This is a genomic window from Blautia sp. MCC283 (assembly GCF_018785565.1).
Lineage (GTDB): Bacteria > Bacillota > Clostridia > Lachnospirales > Lachnospiraceae > Blautia_A.
On the sequence record NZ_WQQB01000066.1, the window covers coordinates 1 to 18946 of the forward strand.

The following is an 18946-nucleotide window of genomic DNA, read 5'->3' on the forward strand; positions in this document are numbered from 1 at the left end:
AGAATACAGGAACGATTTAACTTATTTCACAAATGGGCAGGGAGTCTGCTTGACAGAGTTAAAAGGATACCAGCCAGCTATTGGTAAATTTATTTGCCAACCCCGCCGCCCGAATAGCCGTATAGATAAGGTTCGGCATATGTTCCACAAGTTAGCTTAACAGCTTGCAAAAGTCATATAAAATGAGATTTGAAAGGATTAGAGACTAATTATGATGAAATGCGAATGGATATTGTGTCCTGTTTGTGGGAGCAAAACCCGTAATAAAATTAGGAAGGACACTGTTTTGGAGAATTATCCCCTTTATTGTCCAAAATGCAGACAAGAAAGATTGATTAAAGTTGACAACTTGAAGATAACTGTCATCAAAGAGCCAGACGCTTAAGACGCAGAGCCGATGAAATTGTGGAACAATTCACGAATCATCGGCTCTTTTTGTTTCGTATTTGAAAGAACAAACTCACCAAATAAAAAAAACGATATTCGGGTGGGTTATTTTGTTATACCCTAAATTACCCTCTGAATTTGTTTTTAAATTTGGAGGGATTTTTTTATGTCCTTTTTTCGGGCAGTTATCTATCTGCTCATACGAAGCAAAATTTATCAATACATAGCATATCAGAGAACGGCAGGAAACCAGTTAAAAAAATTTCTGCCAGTGCAACGGTACTTCTCACCTTGAAAGTAGAAGTACAATCTCCATACAATAGAATTACTATTTCCTATAACCGTAAAGGTCACAGAGCCTTTGCGGTTTTTCTTTTGTCGATTTTTGTTGGAAAGTGCCGTAGGGCTGTTTCTGATATGCGGTGTCGTTCTCCGCCTCTCCATCTGGATTTTTTACATTTCAAAAATTCAGATGGGAGGTATTTATGGTGAAATATGCACCAAGAAAGGTATATATCAGAGAAAGTGGCGGCTATGTGGAATTATCCTACACGGAGTTCTGCCGTTGCAGGGAATCCGACCAGACCTATATGGACAAGCTGTTTATCCCCATTCAAGGCTGTCTGCTTGAAGTCGTGAGGGAGCAATACACAGACTTCTACCGTGACAAGGAACGGTGGCGTTATCTGCAAAAATTAGATACAAAGAATAGACTGCTATCTCTCGACGGATTTACGGACAGCGAGGGGAATCCTCTGGACTTTATCACTGATGAAGCGGTGGACATTGCAGAAACCGTTGTCAATGCGGTCATGGTGGACAGGCTGAAAGCCGCCCTGCCTTTGCTGTCGGATAGTGAACAGGAGCTGATACAGGCAATCTTTTTTGACGGACTTTCCGAGCGTGAAGTCGGGGCGAGGTTGGGCATAACCCAGAGCGTTGTAAACAAACGCAAAGCCAGAATCCTAATAAAACTAAGAAAGATAATAGAAAATTAAAATTTAAGGCGTTCAGCCCCCTTGTTTTTTCCTTTGGGAAGATGAGGGGGCTTTTCTCTGCCCTCTCAATCAATTCTGATTGGAGGAAGTAAGAATGGCATACAACCACGGACGGGAGGACAGGAAATGGCGTATCTGGAAAGAAGCGGAGGAAAAGCTGCTGCGTGAGTGCGGCGTTGATGAAGCGACCATTGAGCAGATACGCATGGCGGACAGGGCAGACTTCAATTCCAACAGGCGGTTTTACCGATGGACGAATGACGTTGCGGAATATCTTGAGGACATGGCAGGCAGGGAGCGGCAGGCGGAAGTGGGTGCGGTTGCGGAGTTACTGGAAGAGATTGAGAGCGAAAATCTCTATCAAGTATTAGTCACGGTGGACGGGCGTACCTTGAAAATCGTCCTGCTGAAAATGCAGGGGTATTCCACAAAGGAGATTGCCCCGCTTGTGCATTTGACGACTGGTGCCATCTATGCGAGGTTAGACCATCTGCGGAAGAAGCTGCGGAAAATTTTATAGCTTCTAAAACAGCCTGCCATCCTGCGGGCTACTGGGTGAGGGATGGAAATCCCCTCACTCATTTTTTGCAGGAGGACAACAGGATGGCATACAGGGTTAAGGCATACACGCTTCGGGAGGAATCCACGGAAAGCGGCACAAGGTATTTTATCAGCTTTAAGGACGGGCAGGGCAAATCCCACGAGTTGGAAGTGTCGGAACAGTTCTTTATGGAGTTTCGGCAGATGGAGCGCAGGAACAGGAATCTTTTCTAATGGGACGAGCGGCACAGGGAGTTTAACGAGGTATGGGACGAAACCCTTTACAGACGGGCGTTGCGTGTGCCTAAGAGCCTTGATGAACGCATGGTTGAGGAAGAACGGAATGAAACGCTCTATAAGGCGGTTGGGAGCCTTCCAGAGATACAAAGGCGGCGTTTCCTGCTCTACTACGAGTATGAGTTCAATTTTTACCAAATCGCCGCTATGGAGCATTGCACCGCTTCGGCAATACAGAAATCTGTTGCGATTGCAAAGGAGAAAGTAAAGGCGGAAATTGAAGAAATATCTCCAACCGTGACCGACACCGCCCGAAAAAGAAATCTGTTTTTTATTTGTGTGGGATTGGCGGCATTACATACTCTCACTTTTTTCCGTGGGAGTAAATCTATTTTTAAGGAGGTCAACGCCTATGTGCAACGAAAACAAAGACACCGCCCGAAAGGAGGAAAGCCATGCAGAAGTTACAGACAGTCAACGCCGAAACGCTCCTTTATGAACCGCTTGAGAAACCATCCTTTGTGGTGGACAGCCTTATCCCGACAGGCTTATCGCTGTTCTGCGGCTCACAGAAGATAGGCAAAAGCTGGCTCATGCTGAAGCTATGCTTATGCGTGTCGCAGGGAATCCCTTTATGGGATATGCCGACAATGGAGGGCGATGTGCTTTACCTCTGCCTTGAGGACACGTTCTGCCGCATACAGGACAGGTTATTTCGTTTGACGGACGAAGCAAGCGGGCGGCTCCACTTTGCCGTGGCAAGCTGCAAGCTGTCAGACGGTCTTATCGTGCAGCTTGAAGATTACCCAGACAGCAGGCTCATTGTCATTGATACCTTGCAGAAAGTCCGTACAGCTTCAAAAGACAATGCCTATGCAAGCGACTATGGGGACATCTCCCTCATCAAAGACTTTGCCGACAGGCACTCTCTGGCGGTCATTGTCGTACACCACATCCGAAAGCAGAATGACAGCGACGTGTTCAACAAGGTGTCTGGGACGACAGGATTAACGGGGAGTGCGGACGCTACCTTTGTTCTGGAAAAGGAGAAACGTGCGTCTGACACCGCCAAGCTGTATGTGACGGGCAGGGACACGCCTTATCAGGAATACACGCTGCGTTTCCGTGATTGCCGTTGGGAGCTTGTGGAGCGGAAAACGCAGGAGCAGCTTGCGAAAGAAACGATACCAGATGTCCTTTTTCGGTTGGTGGATTTTATGAGGGATAAGGAAGAATGGATAGGCACGGCAACGGAACTGTTAGCCGCTATGGGGGAAACGGAAACCATACCCACGGTGATTACGAAATGGCTGAATGAATACCGCACCACATTTTTAAGCGAGAACCGTATCTGCTACCAGTACAGCCGCAGGAAAGACGGCAGGCGGATTGCCCTTGCAAGGAGGGCGGGTGACAGCGGTGATGGTGGTGACAGCGATATTAGGATACCCCCCTGTTACTGTCATTGACGCTTAAAGCCATGTAAAGCTGGCGGCTCTGCCCTGCGGGTGACAGCAGTGACGGTGGTGACAGTGATTTTAGGATACCCTGCCGCTGTCATCCCTACGGGAGAACACCCCGTAAACGCAAAATGCAGGCGTGAGATTTACTCGCCCTTTTCGGTCGTGTAAAACCACCCCTGCGGTCAGAAAAATCATTCCGATTTTTCCGACTGCGTTTACAGGGTGTAACACACTACACTTTGCCCTGCAAAGTCGTGTGCCAGACGTTCCCTCTGGACTCCCTTAAGGCAGGGCTGTGCCCTGCTATCCTACGCCTTACGGCTTCGGATAAAAGAATGGCGGCATGACGGTGACGGCTCTTGCGAGGGGGGTATCCCAAAAACACCGTCATCATCGACATGACCGTCATGCAGGGGGTGAGGGTGACAGTTGCGGCAGTCGGCAGGGGGTATCCCAAAACTGCTGTCACCACCGTCACCGCTGTCACCCCAAAGGACGGTCACCCGCCGAAAGAAAGGAGGAATCCGCCTATGCCTTATGCAATCCTGCGTTTCCAGAAACGAAAAGCGGGCGGCGTTGCGGCTTGTGAACGCCACAACGAGCGGAAGAAAGAAGCCTACAAAAGCAACCCAGATATAGATATGGAACGCTCTAAAAACAATTACCATCTCATAGCACCACCAAAGTACACCTACAAGAAAGAGATTAACCGCATGGTAGCCGAAGCGGGGTGCAGGACAAGGAAAGACAGCGTGATGATGGTGGAAACGCTCATCACAGCTTCACCAGAATTTATGAACCAGTTACCGCCCGAAGAACAAAAAGCGTATTTCCAGACGGCTCTTGACTTCATTTCGGAGCGTGTTGGAAAGCAGAATATCCTCTCCGCTGTCGTCCATATGGACGAGAGAACGCCCCATATGCACCTCTGCTTTGTGCCGATTACGCCAGACAATAAGCTGTCAGCGAAAGCTATCTTAGGCAACCAGAAATCATTATCCGAGTGGCAGACCGCCTACCATGAGCGGATGTCCTCACGGTGGAATCAGCTTGAACGGGGGCAGTCCTCAATGGAAACCAAGCGGAAACACGTCCCCACATGGCTCTATAAATTAGGCGGCAGGCTTGATAAACAGTATGAAGAAATCGTGTCTGCCCTATCCGACATCAACGCCTTTAACGCAGGGAAGAAAAGGGATAAAGCGTTAGATTTACTCTCTGCATGGCTGCCAGACGTGGAGAAATTCTCTAAGGAAATCGGGAAACAGCAGGCGTATATCGACAGTTTGAAAGAGAGAATTGGGCAGGAATCAGACTATGCGGGGCGTATGCGTGATGAAAAGTACGAGCAGGAACTAAAGGTGCAGAAAGCGAATCAGAAGATATTTGAATTGCAGAGAACCAACGAGCAGATGGGGCGGCTGCTGTCAAAAATACCGCCCGAAGTGTTGGAAGAATTGCAGAAAAATCATAGAAGCAGAGCGAAAGAAAGGTAGATATGTGAATGAAGAAACAGGATTTTAAGGTGTTAAAGACCAAAGACTTGTACCCGTTCCCCGACAATCCGTTTCATGTGGCAGAAGATGAAACACTGTCAGAGTTAGCGGAAAGCATCAAGGAATTTGGCATTGTCACGCCGATAATCACACGCCCGAAAGAGGACGGGGACGGTTATGAAGTGATTGCAGGACAGCGGCGTGTCCGTGCTTCTGAACTTGCAGGGATAAATACCGTGCCTGCGTTTGTCCTGCCCTTAGACCGTGACCGAGCCATCATCACCCTTGTAGACAGCAATTTGCAGCGTGAGAATATCCTGCCATCGGAGCGGGCGTTTGCTTACAAGATGAAATCCGAAGCCATGAAGCGGCAGGGTTTCCGCACAGACTTAACCTCGTCACAAGTTGTGACGAAGTTGCGGACGGACGACAAGGTGGCACAGGGCTTCGGCGTGGGCAGGATGACCGTGCAGCGTTTTATCCGCCTGACGGAACTGATACCGCCGATTTTGCAGATGGTGGACGAGGGGAAAATCGCCCTCACGCCTGCGGTGGAACTGTCCTTCTTGAAGAAAGACGAGCAGGAAAACCTCTTTGCCACGATGGAGAGCGAAGAAGCAACGCCCTCACTCTCACAGGCACAGCGGATGAAACAGTTAAGCCAGAGCGGGCGGCTTGACATGGATACGATATTTGCGATTATGACGGAGGAAAAGGGCAACCAGAAAGAAACCTTGAAAATCAACACAAGCAAGCTGAAAAAATACTTTCCGAAGAACACAACGCCGAAGCAGATGGAGGAAACCATCATCAAACTTTTGGAGCGTGAGTTGCAGAGGAAACGCAACCGTGACAGCCGCTAATCTTCTTTTTTCGGGAAGTAAATACAGAGAGTTGAGGTATGGAGAATGAGAGAAATCCAGTATGAAATCGTAAAGGAAATCGCAGTATTGTCTACGGGCGACAGTGGCTACACAAAGGAAATCAATCTCATTTCATGGAATGGGAAAGAGCCGAAGTATGACATCCGCAGCTTTTCCCCGAACCGTGAAAAGTGCGGCAAGGGAATCACGCTGAACGCTGATGAAGCGGCGGCACTCCTTAAAGCATTACAGAAAGAATTAAACAGCGAGGATTAATGGTATCTGATTGGCAGGGCGGGGACATTTCCAAACTCTTCCCTGCCCTGTCTGGAAAGGAAGATTTAAGTATGGGCGAGGATAAGAAAGCAGATAAAAAGAGAAAGCGTATCGTGCCAAAAGCACCAGTGCAGATGATAATCAGCCGTGAATATGTCGGCACACAGACCGTTACAGAAGCGTTTGTCCCGATTATCTCCGAGGATATTCGGAAGAAGATTGCCGAGGGCGACACCTTCGACAATGAGGGGCTGTCCGCTTAGAATGTACGCAATGGGACATGAAAACAGATAGGACAGATACGGAGGTTTTACAGTATGGCAGGAATCAAAGAAGAAAAGAAAATCTATTTAGTCGGCATTTATTGCCGCTTATCTAAAGACGATGGTACGGATAACGAGAGTGCGAGCATTGCGACACAGAAATCCATCCTCACGGATTATGTGAAAAAGCAGGGATGGCACATAGCAAAAACGTATGTGGACGATGGTTATTCTGGTACAAATTTCCAAAGACCAAGTTTCCAGAATATGATAAAAGACATTGAAAGCGGTCTGATAAACTGCGTGATTACGAAAGATTTATCCCGTCTGGGGAGAAACTATCTTGATTGTGGGTTATATCTGGAAGTTTTCTTCCCAGAGCATAACGTGAGGTATATAGCGGTCAATGACGGCGTAGATACCTTGAATAAATCTGCTATGGACATCACGCCTTTCCGCAACATTTTAAACGAAATGTATGCCGCTGACATATCTGTTAAGATAAAATCGGCATATCGGGCGAGGTTTCAACAGGGGAAATTCATGGGAACTACCGCCCCTTATGGCTATATCAAAGACCCTGCCGACCACAACCATCTGCTGATAGATGATAAAGTGGCACATGTTGTAAAAGAGATATTCGACCTTGCATTAAAAGGGAATGGAGTTGCCAAAATTTGCAGACATCTTAATAAACAGCATATCCTACGCCCTGCCGCTTATGCGGCGGAGCGTGGCGAAACAGGCTTTGAACGTCATTTTGAGGGGAACGAGGACAAACGCTATATTTGGAGTGGGAACAGCGTGAGGAGCATTTTAAGAAGCCCGATATATGCGGGAAATCTTGTAGGCTACAAACGGATTGCCGCCAATATGAAAAGCAAGAAACGCCCCTCTAAGCTGCCCGAAGAATGGGAAGTGATACCCAATACCCATGAGGGAATAGTCACGCAGGAGGAATTTGATATTGTCCAACAGCTTATTACAAGTCGTAGGCTTCCACAGAACAAGGGAGGATTTGTAAATATTTTTGCAGGCGTTATCAAGTGTGTGGACTGCGGATGTGCTCTGCGGGCAATGAACGTACACAGGAGGAAACGCCCAGAGATTATCGACTGTGTACAGTATTCATGTAATAATTATGCAAGAAACGGAAGAAGCGAGTGTAGTGCACACAATATAGAAGCAAGGGATTTATTCAATGCCGTTCTTGCCGACATCAACTGTTTTGCGGATATGGCAGTGAATGATGAAAAGGCGGTCAGGGCCATAGAAAAGCGGCTCACGGAAACAGACCAGAGCAGGGCGAAAGCATTAGAGAAAGAACGTAAGAAGCTGAACAAACGCCTTGCGGAACTGGACAGGCTGTTTTCCTCTCTCTACGAGGATAAGGTCATGGAGCGTATTACCGAGCGGAATTTTGAGATGATGTCGGGGAAATACCAGAAAGAGCAGCTTGAAATTGAAGCAAGGCTGAAAGAGGTGACGGAAACTCTTAATGAAAGCTACGAGAAATCACGGGGAATCCGTGACTTCCTCGCCCTTATCCGAAATTATCAAGGCTTAAAAGAACTGGATGCAACAGTTATAAACGCACTCATAGACAAGATACTTGTTTCGGAGCGTGAGAAGATGGCAGACGGAACAGTGAAGCAGGAAATCAAGATTTACTATAAATTCATCGGCTTTGTCGATGAATTACATATCATACCTACAAAACGGTGGGCAGCAATGCCCGCTAAAAATTGTACGGTGTGCGGCGTTGAATATGTCCCGGGCTCTGGTGCATCAAGGTATTGTCCTGCTTGTGCCAAGAAGATACGGAGGGAGAAATCAAACGAGAGCAAACGCAGGAGCAGAGAACAGAAAAGGATAGCATGTATGAACTGTCCGCAAAAAATGACCGACTGATCTGGAACAGCAGGAAGGACGTATTTTAAGACAGGGAAACCAGAATGACAAAGTAAAGATATTCCGGTATGTGACGGAGAACACTTTTGATGCGTATATGTGGCAGATTTTGGAGAATAAGCAGAAGTTCATCAGTCAGATTATGACCAGTAAATCACCAGTCAGGGCATGTGAAGATGTGGATGATACCGCACTGTCCTATGCAGAGATCAAGGCACTTGCTACAGGCAATCCGTACATTAAGGAAAAAATGGATCTGGATGTGCAGGTGAGTAAGCTGAAACTTCTAAAGGCAAACCATACCAGTCAGATTTACCGTCTGGAATCCGATATTGCAAAGAATTTCCCGGTACAGATCAGTGCATTGAAAGAGCGGATTGCCGGGATGCAGGTGGATTCGCAGGTAGTAAAAAGCGTGGATTTACAGGATAATGACACATTTGCCATGACGGTAGGAAATGTCTTTTATGAAGATAAGAAAGAAGCAGGCGAAGCGTTGATCGCTGCCTGTGCAGGACTAAAAACCGTCAGCACCGGCGGAAAGGTCGGGGAATATCATGGGTTTACGTTATCTGCTTCCTACAATATGTTCTCCAATGCGTTTGAACTGACGGTCAAAGGGAAATGTTCTTATAAACTGGAGATCGGAAAAGACCCGGTAGGAAATATGCAGCGTATCCATAACACGCTTTCTTCCATTGACAGGAAGCTGACGGAAAGTGAGCAGAAGTTAGAAACCGTACAACAGCAGCTTGCTACTGCACAGGAAGAGGTAAAGAAGCCATTTCCGAAAGAAACAGAGCTGAATGAAAAGATGGAACGGCTATCCGAGTTAAATGCATTGCTGAACATGGATGAAAAGGGTAATGAGACGATTATGGCAGATGAGGATATTGGCAGAGAAGGAAGCAACACAGACAGCAGGGATGCCATAGAAGAAAAAGAACTTCCGGAAACAGCAGACAGAATCCATAAGCCATCTATTCTGGAACGGTTAAAACAGGAGAAGGCACAGCAGAATACAGCGGAACCGACCGTTACAGTTACACAGAAAGCTGTAAAGAAAAAACATGAACAGGAGTTATAAAAGATTTCCCGTCAGAGTTTTCTTTGGCGGGACATAAAATGGAGGGTTTGTTTATGGCAAATAATATAGAAAAACAGTTAAAAGAAATATCGGAACGGCTGGAACAGGGAGTAAAGGAAATCTTTACTTCGGAGAGATATACCGAATATCTGAATACCATGTCAAAGTTCTACAATTACAGCTTTAATAACACGCTGCTGATCACCATGCAGAAACCGGAAGCAACACTGGTGGCAGGCTATCAGGCATGGCAGAAGAAATTTAACCGTCATGTAAAACGTGGAGAGAAAGGAATCCAGATCATCGCACCAGCACCGATACGGGAGAAACAGGAGATTGAAAAGATCGACCCGGTAACAAAAGAGCCTGTGATCGGGGATGATGGACAGCCGGAAACAGAGATTGTGGAGATGGTGATACCGAGATTCCGTGTAACGACAGTGTTTGATGTCAGCCAGACAGAGGGGGAACCGATCGTAGAACTGGAGGTGCCGGAGCTTACCGGAAGTGTACAGTTTTATGATACGTTCATGCAGGCATTGCAGAATATTTCTCCTGTGCCGATCCGCATGATGAATGTGGAAGGAGAAGCAAAAGGCTATTATCACCAGACAGAAAAATATATTGCGATAAAGGAAGATATGAGTAATGTCCAGACGATGAAAACCGGAGTCCATGAAGTGAGTCACGCATTACTGCATGACCGGGAAGTAATGGATGCGGAAGGCGTCTTAAAAGACCAGACAACAAAGGAAGTGGAAGCAGAAAGTATCGCTTATATTGTCTGCAACCATTTTGGTCTGGATACTTCAGAATATTCGTTTACCTATATCGCCAGTTGGTGTGAGAGCAGGGATATGAAGGCGTTGAAAGCATCAATGGATACCATCCGAAAAACATCGGCAGAGATCATCGGGAACATTGAGGAGCAAATGCATGAGCTGGAAAGGGAAAACACCATGCAATATGAAGAAAAAGAAGTATCCGCCACCAGACAGGAAAAACTGGAACAGGACAGTGCGGAAAAGATTGATGAAACTCTGCTTCTTCAGGGAGAGAGCGGTCGTTTTGCAATCTATCAGATGAATACGGGTGGAGAGCATACTTATCAGTTTATGGGTTTTGAATCAGCTCAAAAATTAGGCTATACCATTGAGGGAAAAGACTACAAGATGGTGTATGCGGCTCCGTGGACACCAACAATCACATTGGAGGATATTTTTGAGAGATTTAATATCAATCGCCCGAACAATTTTCATGGACATTCCTTATCGGTAAGCGATGTTATTGTCATAAACAGGACGGCGGAGACAAAGGCTTATTATGTGGATTCTTTCGGCTTTGAGGAACTTCCGGACTTTGTACAGCAGAGAATGGAGATGCTGGAAAATAATCATACCAGAGCCTATCCCCCAGTCTATAAAGGAACACTTGCTCAGGCGATGGAAGAACGGGATGTAGATGCCTATCTGGATTCCAGAAAGTTAAACATTGATTGTAAGAAAGCAATCGAGGAAGCAATCGCATTAAATTTTGACGGACTGCATTTAAAGGAAGATGCCGCAAGGCAAGTGCTGGAACAGTTTGGAGAAGAGCGTATGACGTTTGTTATGGCAAATACACTCCGGGAACTTTCTTATGACGGCAGATTTTCCAGACAAAACAAAGACTGGGCAGAACATATCGAGATTCCGGAAAATATCAATCAGGGAAAGAATCTGAATCAGGATTATGTGATAGAAAGCCATCCAGCGGTGTTGGACGGATTTATTGATATGGCAAGGGCAGAGATCCGGATGCAGAAGATTGAACAGGCATTAGATGAAGCGGAAGTCACCATTACAGCAGATACGAGAGAATTTGAAGCAGATGGACATGCAGGAACCTGGCATACAGTAGATGAAAGAGAGTATGCAGGGGAGAAGTTCTTCTTCATGGAGCATGATGAGTATGGTTCAGATGTGGCAGGGATTATCGTATCGGAACATGGTCAGCTTGTCGCAGAAGATCTCTGGAATGGGTATGATGCAGGAGCATTGGAAGCTATTTCAGAATATCTGCAGGAGAAAGGGATTTCTGTAGAGGGACTTGTGCCGGAACTGGAGCCGGGTGAACTGGCATATAAGATTGACGATAGGTATTTTGCGATCCAGAGAACAGAGGAAGGCTATGATTATACCTTTTATGCTTTGGATTATGATGAGATCGACGGCGGTGCCTATGATAATCCTGATGTTTCTATGCGGCAGGCAATGGAAGATATTTTGGAAGATGAAGATATGTCCCTGGAAAATGCAATTCCCGTTGATTATGAGGACTTGATGGCAGAAGTAGAAGAAGCAGGCGAACGGCAGATGCAGCTGGCACAGTTATTAAAGAATTGTCCTCCAAGTATTTTTGAGGACTATGATCGGGAAAGCGCAGTGGATACCTGTGAGGGAATTGCAATGCAGTTTACCAAGAGCAAAGGGTATCTGACCGTACAGGTAACGGAAGAAGGCTATTTTTATATTTTTTATGATTCTGACCTGCACGAAATCCATTCCAATGATTATGACGATCCAAAAGTATCTGTTCAGAAAGCTACTTATGAAATCTTAAAAAGTGAAAGAATGGATGATATGGAATGTGTCAAAGTGGACTATAAAGAATTTGAGGCAATGACCATCCAACATTCCAAAAACTTACTGCAGGCAGGTGAGCTTCGTGCGACTTCTGAGATTGGAAGAGATGAGGCAGCATTAAATGGTCTTAGCAGGGCAGAAGTGGAGCGTGGTGTCTTATATCACGCACAGGGTATTCTGGAAGAGATGGGATTAGAAAATGAAGTAGAGCTGCTTGCAGCAAGGGTGCATGGTTCCAGAAGCAGGGAGGAACTTTACAGAGATGATTCTGACCTTGATGTAGTGCTTTCTTATCGTGGCAATATCCGGGAGGACAGTTTCTTCAATGAATTAAATGCTCATGGTATAGCAATGGCAGGTATTAAGGTGGACATCAATCCTATCGCAGAAGAAAGAATCACTCTGGCAGAATATATGAAAGAGTCTGAAGCCTATCTCGATCAGAAAGAAATCGAAAAGCTGGCAGTGGATTTGGATAATTTCAGCTATGACTATGATCCCTACGAATATAAAGATACGGTTGAGGATAGGGAAGAACAGGTGGAGAAAATCACAGAGGACATTCTGAATCAGAAAACAGAGTGTTTAAAGGACTGGCTGGTTGAAGTATCGGAAGAATCCGATATAGACAGTGATGTGATAACTGCCCGGTCATTACTTTCCCGTTTGGAAAATGCAGAAACCTTTTCTATCTTTACCAGACAACCAGAACAGGAGCAACCAGAAGCTACGATTACTTTTTATGTGGCAGAGTGCATGGAGTTTCCGGTCATGGGAGAGTACCATAATAATCTTACTCTGGAAGAAGCGATTAAAATTTATGAAAGTATTCCGGCAGATCGCTTGCATGGAGGTAAAGGGATTGGATTTGATCTGCAGGATGGAGATAAGGATTATTCCGGGGAATATGAACTGATGTGTTGGGATAGAGTAGACAGGGAACTGATAGATATGATTCCTCATTATAAGGAAAGCCCATTAGTACAGAAAGCAATTAACGATATGGAAAAGTATCTGAATGAGAAACATGGAAAAGTGCAGGAAGCAGAACAGACTGTGGAAGTGAAACAGGAAGTTTCAGAAGCACCAGTCAAGAAAGAATCCGTATCAGTGGAAGAGAACCAGACACAAAAGAAAGAGCCGGCAAAGGGCGAAAGAGGGGAATTGAAAAAATCTGTACTGCAGTCGTTGAAAGAGTTTCAGGCAAGGGCAAAAGCACAGGAGCAGGAAAATAAAGAAGTAGAAAAATCCAAAGCACATAAGAAGGGGGATGTAGAATTATGATGGATCTGGCAATGAACTTTGATACAGACGAATGTTTAGTAACGGCAATGTTTGATAAAGGAAACAGAAATGACACAATGGAAGCAATCGACCATATCATTCCATTTCTAAAAGGGGATGCGGATATGATCGGGCTTGTCTGCAATACCCTAAGAAAGCTGTTCTGCATGAGTGATGAAGGCTATGAGACTTTTCTTATGGACTTGGAAGATTATAAATCGGAACTGGAAGAGGGGGAATGAATTCAAGCCAGAGTGCAGTATAGCAGGTGAAAGATGAGAAGCGAAGGAAAAAGTGTCAGCATTGAGAAGTGTTAACAGGTATATATTGGAAGAATTCAGCCAGGGAAACTCTGGCTGATATAAAAACACATCTGCAGAAACAGTGACTGAAGAAATTTTGAGTAGTGGAATTGGGAAGAAGTATTTAGATACTATAATAAAGAGATTAGCTGGCTTGTATACTGACAGAGAGGACATAGTAAACAGATTTGCGTTATTATCAGGGATTGTAGGGAGATTCCGAAGAGCTTTTGTTCAGATGATGAAACAATAGGATTGGTACAGGAATTATATAGAACAAAAGTTAATAAAGGGATTTGTTGCGTTTTCCGCTATAATAATCTGCCAGCAAAGAATGTGTTGCCTGAATATGTTTGTGATTATAAGAAACGAGCAGGGTTATTTCAAAGATCTGCAGATTTAGAGTAGTTCTTTTTTTCTGAGAGAAAATTAAAAATCGTTTTTGGTTCTTCTGGAGAGTGATTATAGCGTTTGGGAAACATCCGGAGAAACCATTACCTCAGGGTGTCGGTAAAGTTCTTTATCAAAGAGGGCTTTGAGATGCCCTTTCTTTTTTTTTCCAAATCTTTCCTCTTGTTTACATATATAAACCTAAGAAAAAACTTGACGTTTAAATATTACAAGTGTAATATTTAAGAAAATATGAAAAAAGGAGAAATAAAACTATATGAGAAAAAAGAAAAGAAAAAAACACACGAAGATTATTACAAAAATAGTTTTATTTAGCGGTATATTGATTGGTGGTGGAATCGGTATTGTAACAATAATGAATTGTAATGTTCCTGAAAAAAGACTAATGGAATATATGAAATATATTGAAAAAGGGGAATATGAGCAAATGTATGCCATGCTGGATCAGAAAAAAAGCAGCATGAACAGTAAGGAAGAATTTATAGAACGAAATTCTAAAATATATGAAGGCATTGAGATGTCTGATCTGTCCATAACCGATATTACAGTAAAAAGACAAGAAAACGGAAATGCGGCAGTTTCCTATACAACAAATATGCAGACTGCTGCAGGAAATGTAGAATTTACCAACGATGCGGTATTTTCACATGATTGGACAGGATATCATTTAATCTGGCAGGATCAGTTGATTTTTCCAGAGTTATCTGCAACGGATAAAGTTCAGGTAACGTCAGAAGAGGCAAAGAGAGGAGATATTTTAGACAGAAATGGTCGTCAGTTGGCTGGAGAGGGAACTGCATCTTCGGTAGGAATTGTTCCGGGCAGGATGGAGAACAGAGAAGATACAATAAAAAAACTGGCAGAGTATCTTGGAATTGGAGCAGACGAAATTGAGGATAAGTTAAAAGCCGGTTGGGTAAAAGCAGATTCTTTTGTACCAGTAGCAACAATTCCTAAAATACAAGAGGTCGATCTTTTGACAGTGAATCCGGATAAAACTGTTCTGGAAGAAAAAGAAAAGCAGGACACATTATTGAAGATTCCAGGTATTATGTTATCTGATGTAAAAGTACGAACTTATTATCTAAAAGAAGCTGCCTCTCATCTGGTAGGGTATGTACAGGCGGTTACAGCCGAAGATTTGCAGGAACATAAAGGGGAAGGGTATCGTACAAACAGTGTGATTGGAAAGACTGGACTGGAAACGCTTTATGAAAAAGAACTAAAAGGAACAGATGGGTGTGAAATCTGTATTGTAGATGCAAATGGAAATAAAAAAAGTGTTATTGCATATGAGCCTAGAAAAGATGGAGAAGATATCCATATTACGATTGATGGTGATCTTCAAAGTACTCTTTATGAACAATTTAAAGAAGACAGAGGATGTTCTGTAGCTTTGAATCCTTATACAGGGGAAGTATTGGCGTTGGTAAGTACGCCATCTTATGATAATAATGATTTTGTACGTGGAATGGACAACAGCCAGTGGAGTGCATTAAATGAAAATGAAGACAGGCCTTTATACAACCGCTTTCGCCAGACATGGTGTCCTGGCTCAACTTTTAAACCTGTAATTGCTGCAATTGGATTAAAAGTGGGGGCATTTACTGCAAATGACGATTTTGGAAATGAGGGTCTGGCGTGGCAGAAAGATTCCTCGTGGGGAGATTATACAGTGACTACACTTCATGATTATGAACCTGTGATCTTGAAAAATGCGCTTATTTATTCAGATAATATTTATTTTGCAAAAGCAGCATTAAAAATTGGTGCGGATCAACTGATGCAGTCTCTAAATCAAATAGGATTTAATCAGGAACTTCCATTTGATATTAAAATGTCAGAGTCCCAATATTCTAATATGGACAAGATAGAAACAGAAATCCAGCTTGCTGACAGTGGGTATGGACAGGGACAGATTCTGGTAAATCCTTTGCATCTTGCAAGCATTTATACGGCTTTTCTAAATGATGGAAATATGATAAAGCCATATCTTCACGCGGATGGTGGAAGCACTTCCAGTGAAATCTGGATAAAAGATGCTTTTTCACCACAAATTGTTTCGGAGGTTATGGAGGGGTTAGAGGGTGTAGTGAATAACCCGGAAGGAACTGGTTATGGAGCATGTCGGGAAGACATTAGATTAGCAGGAAAAACCGGAACAGCGGAACTGAAAGCTACAAAAGAAGATACATCTGGAACAGAAATTGGCTGGTTTACAGTTTTTACTACAGATAGAGATACAAAGAATCCTATTTTGCTCATCAGTATGGTAGAGAATGTGAAAGATATTGGAGGAAGCGGTTATGTGGTGGAAAAGGATAAGGCGATACTGGATGAATATCTTGGTAATGAATAATTTTTACCTTTAAATATTACAAATGTAAGAGGAAAATGATATGAAAAAAATTTGGAAAATATTTGTGGGAGTTATTTTTCTTGCTGTCTGTAGTGGATGTGGCATAAAGAAAGAGCAGAAAAAGACAATTGAAGATACGAAAGAAAAAATTTACAGAGAGTGTGAAATGCTAGCAGAAGGCTATCGGAACATATATGAGAATGCTGTGAAAGAAAATGCACTATATGAGCTGAGTACAATACAAAAAAGTATGGATTATTTTGGAAAATATGGATATGCAGTAATTGATTCCTACAATCAGCTGGATATGGTTCAAAGTATTAAAGTAGATGATTTTTTGAAAAAAGCAGAAAAAGAGAAGAATGGAAAAACTACTATATTTCAAGTTATAGCAGGGGATTATTTTATCCGGTATGATCTGAAAACCAAACAGGGGAAAATAGACGTTGAAGTAAGCTCTTTTAAATGGAAAGAGGACACTTGGCAGGAAACATATTATCATGAGTTTAGAGCTAATTCATGGAAATATACAGAAAACGGGCATTTCTTTATAGAAGAATATCATCCGGCAGGATATGATGGACCGTCTGGATATCGGGACTTTCGGGTAGCACCGTTAAATAAAAAATGTCGGGAGTTGAATCGAAAATATATACTTCCTTTTGGATATACACTTAATAAATTGTTTACTTCTAATTGGAGTGAAAAAAATTATGATGGAATAAATTTTTATGATGTTTTTGATCGTTTACTTTCAATGGAAGAAAAAACTGATGAATTTAAGGAAGGAAAGACTTATGAAATCCCAAAAGAATCATTTGAAACGATATTTCAAAAATATTTTAATATAAGCGCAGAGATACTGCAGACAGGAACGGTATTTCACACAGAAATACAGACATATCGGTATCGAACCAGAGGAATCGTATATGATTTTGCTCCCACACCATATATTCCATATCCGGAAGTTGTTTCCTACATAGAAAATCAAGATGGAACAATAACACTGGAAGTAAATGCGGTATGGCCACAAAAAGAATTAGATCAGGCGTTTTGTCATAGCGTAACCATTCGGCTGTTAGATAAAGATAGATTTCAATATGTATCCAATTATGTATCAATGTCAGAAATAGAGGTTACCTGGTATACGGAAAGATTATCAGACGAAAAGTGGGAGGAATGTTATGGAGATAATTGATATGATTACAAAAAGAAAACTGAAAAAGATGATGAGCGTTTTATTTATTTCGGGATGCTTTTTCATAGGAAATACAAAATGTAAAGGGGCTGATTTAGAATATATTTCACAGGAAACTGCGAATTATGCTGTACAAGAAAGAGGATATGATTTGCCAGTAGATGAAGTCGTGAAAGAAGAAGCTATTGAAGATTGTAAGAATGTTATGAATCAGATGAAAGTCATTTATCAAAAGGCGGATAAAGGGACTTCATCGAATATAGTAGTTTCTGAGACAGTAATGGAAGAAATGCAGGAAGTATTAAAGGAAAAAAATGTCCCCGTTATTACATCAGCACCGTATTCAAATATGGCTAATTATTCTAAAATGGAAGAATTTCTTTTCAGGGCAGAACAGGATCTGACAGGAGATATCGTCTTATATAGGATTAACAGGGATGGTGGGATAGAAAGACTCAAATTCAATTATGATGGGACAGATATGTATTTGCTGGCTGTGAAAGCTGTTTGGGGTATGAACGACAATCCATCTATTGTATATGTTTCGTATACAAGGATAGAAGAATGGAAATATACAGAAAAAGGCTGGTTTGGTTATACGCTATGCGTTCCAAAGTATCCGGAAGTATCAGAAGCGGTTGATGGCAGTTCTATGATAAGAATTAAACCTTTAAGTGATGAATGCAGGGAAGTTTCAAAGAGGTGTGTGTATTTGCTTGGATATCAGGGGAATAATCTTTTATGTTCTGATTGGGATAGATCTGATATGGAAGGGTTAGATTATAATGGTTTATATGAATATTTATATCGAATGAAATACGGGGAGAGATATGAGTTTTCAGGTAACTCAAGTGGAATTCCGGCAGAAGAGTTTGAAAATCTGATAATGGAGTTTTTGCCGATAACAGCAGATCAAATTAAAAAATGGGCAGTATTTGATTCGGAACATCAAACTTATGACTGGGAACGATTAGGCTGTTTAAATTATAGCCCTACTCATTTTGGAACATCTTTACCGGAGGTCGTTGAAATAAGAGATAGCGGAGAGGGAAACAGTGTGTTGGTTGTTGATGCTGTATGTGATACATTTATATGTAATGATGCCGTTATTACAAGTGAGCTGACTGTTAAGTTCAACGATGATAAGAGTTTTAAATATATGGGGAATAAAATTCTGAATAATGGTACGAAAGAAGTTCCCAAATATCAATATAGAATAAAAAGAAAGAACTGATAACAACTATCAG

13 protein-coding genes and 4 pseudogenes are annotated in these 18946 nt (G+C 42.9%); all 17 read left to right on the top strand.

The genetic code is table 11. The features are described from left to right. Window positions 1–160, top strand: a pseudogene (locus GPK81_RS15000) (elongation factor G); the annotation flags it as partial. Window positions 161–214: 54 nt separating this feature from the next. Continuing rightward, window positions 215–385: a cysteine-rich KTR domain-containing protein gene (locus GPK81_RS15005; RefSeq protein WP_004614788.1), complete on the top strand. Its 171-nt coding sequence runs from the start codon at window positions 215–217 to the stop codon at window positions 383–385. 490 nt (window positions 386–875) lie between these two features. Continuing rightward, window positions 876–1385 carry a sigma-70 family RNA polymerase sigma factor gene (locus GPK81_RS15010; protein ID WP_105116765.1) on the top strand — a complete coding sequence of 170 codons (510 nt, stop codon included), beginning with the start codon at window positions 876–878 and terminating at the stop codon, window positions 1383–1385. 94 nt (window positions 1386–1479) lie between these two features. Next, window positions 1480–1905, top strand: coding sequence for a sigma-70 family RNA polymerase sigma factor (locus GPK81_RS15015; protein ID WP_215707307.1), 426 nt, complete (start codon window positions 1480–1482; stop codon window positions 1903–1905). A gap of 83 nt (window positions 1906–1988) precedes the next feature. Beyond that, window positions 1989–2463 (top strand): annotated as a pseudogene (locus GPK81_RS15020) (RNA polymerase sigma factor). Window positions 2464–2617: 154 nt separating this feature from the next. After that, window positions 2618–3638 (top strand): annotated as a pseudogene (locus GPK81_RS15025) (AAA family ATPase). A 517-nt stretch (window positions 3639–4155) separates the two neighbouring features. After that, window positions 4156–5121, top strand: coding sequence for a MobV family relaxase (gene mobV / locus GPK81_RS15030; protein ID WP_001820668.1), 966 nt, complete (start codon window positions 4156–4158; stop codon window positions 5119–5121). A gap of 8 nt (window positions 5122–5129) precedes the next feature. Beyond that, window positions 5130–5984: a ParB/RepB/Spo0J family partition protein gene (locus GPK81_RS15035; protein WP_000743700.1), complete on the top strand. Its 855-nt coding sequence runs from the start codon at window positions 5130–5132 to the stop codon at window positions 5982–5984. 45 nt (window positions 5985–6029) lie between these two features. Further along, window positions 6030–6260: a YdbC family protein gene (locus GPK81_RS15040; protein WP_001206986.1), complete on the top strand. Its 231-nt coding sequence runs from the start codon at window positions 6030–6032 to the stop codon at window positions 6258–6260. A 71-nt stretch (window positions 6261–6331) separates the two neighbouring features. Then, complete coding sequence (locus tag GPK81_RS15045; RefSeq protein WP_001820669.1) at window positions 6332–6523, top strand: hypothetical protein; 192 nt, start codon at window positions 6332–6334, stop codon at window positions 6521–6523. A 54-nt stretch (window positions 6524–6577) separates the two neighbouring features. After that, window positions 6578–8434 (top strand): recombinase family protein, encoded by a 1857-nt coding sequence (locus GPK81_RS15050; RefSeq protein WP_001820670.1) that lies wholly within the window; start codon window positions 6578–6580, stop codon window positions 8432–8434. After that, window positions 8427–9521, top strand: a pseudogene (locus GPK81_RS15055) (DNA methylase); the annotation flags it as partial. The gene GPK81_RS15050 and the pseudogene GPK81_RS15055, both read left to right, overlap by 8 nt. Window positions 9522–9574: 53 nt before the next feature. Then, complete coding sequence (locus GPK81_RS15060) at window positions 9575–13429, top strand: DUF3849 domain-containing protein (RefSeq protein WP_215707309.1); 3855 nt, start codon at window positions 9575–9577, stop codon at window positions 13427–13429. Continuing rightward, a complete protein-coding gene (locus GPK81_RS15065; protein WP_118511767.1) occupies window positions 13426–13671 on the top strand; it encodes a transposon-transfer assisting family protein in 246 nt (81 codons plus the stop codon). Before GPK81_RS15060 ends, GPK81_RS15065 begins: the two co-directional genes overlap by 4 nt. A 727-nt stretch (window positions 13672–14398) precedes the next feature. Next, complete coding sequence (locus tag GPK81_RS15070; protein ID WP_059085547.1) at window positions 14399–16501, top strand: penicillin-binding transpeptidase domain-containing protein; 2103 nt, start codon at window positions 14399–14401, stop codon at window positions 16499–16501. 40 nt (window positions 16502–16541) lie between these two features. After that, window positions 16542–17699: a DUF6070 family protein gene (locus tag GPK81_RS15075; RefSeq protein WP_215707310.1), complete on the top strand. Its 1158-nt coding sequence runs from the start codon at window positions 16542–16544 to the stop codon at window positions 17697–17699. Further along, window positions 17686–18933, top strand: coding sequence for a DUF6070 family protein (locus GPK81_RS15080; protein WP_059085548.1), 1248 nt, complete (start codon window positions 17686–17688; stop codon window positions 18931–18933). The genes GPK81_RS15075 and GPK81_RS15080 overlap by 14 nt, the downstream gene beginning before the upstream one ends. Window positions 18934–18946: the final 13 nt, after the last annotated feature.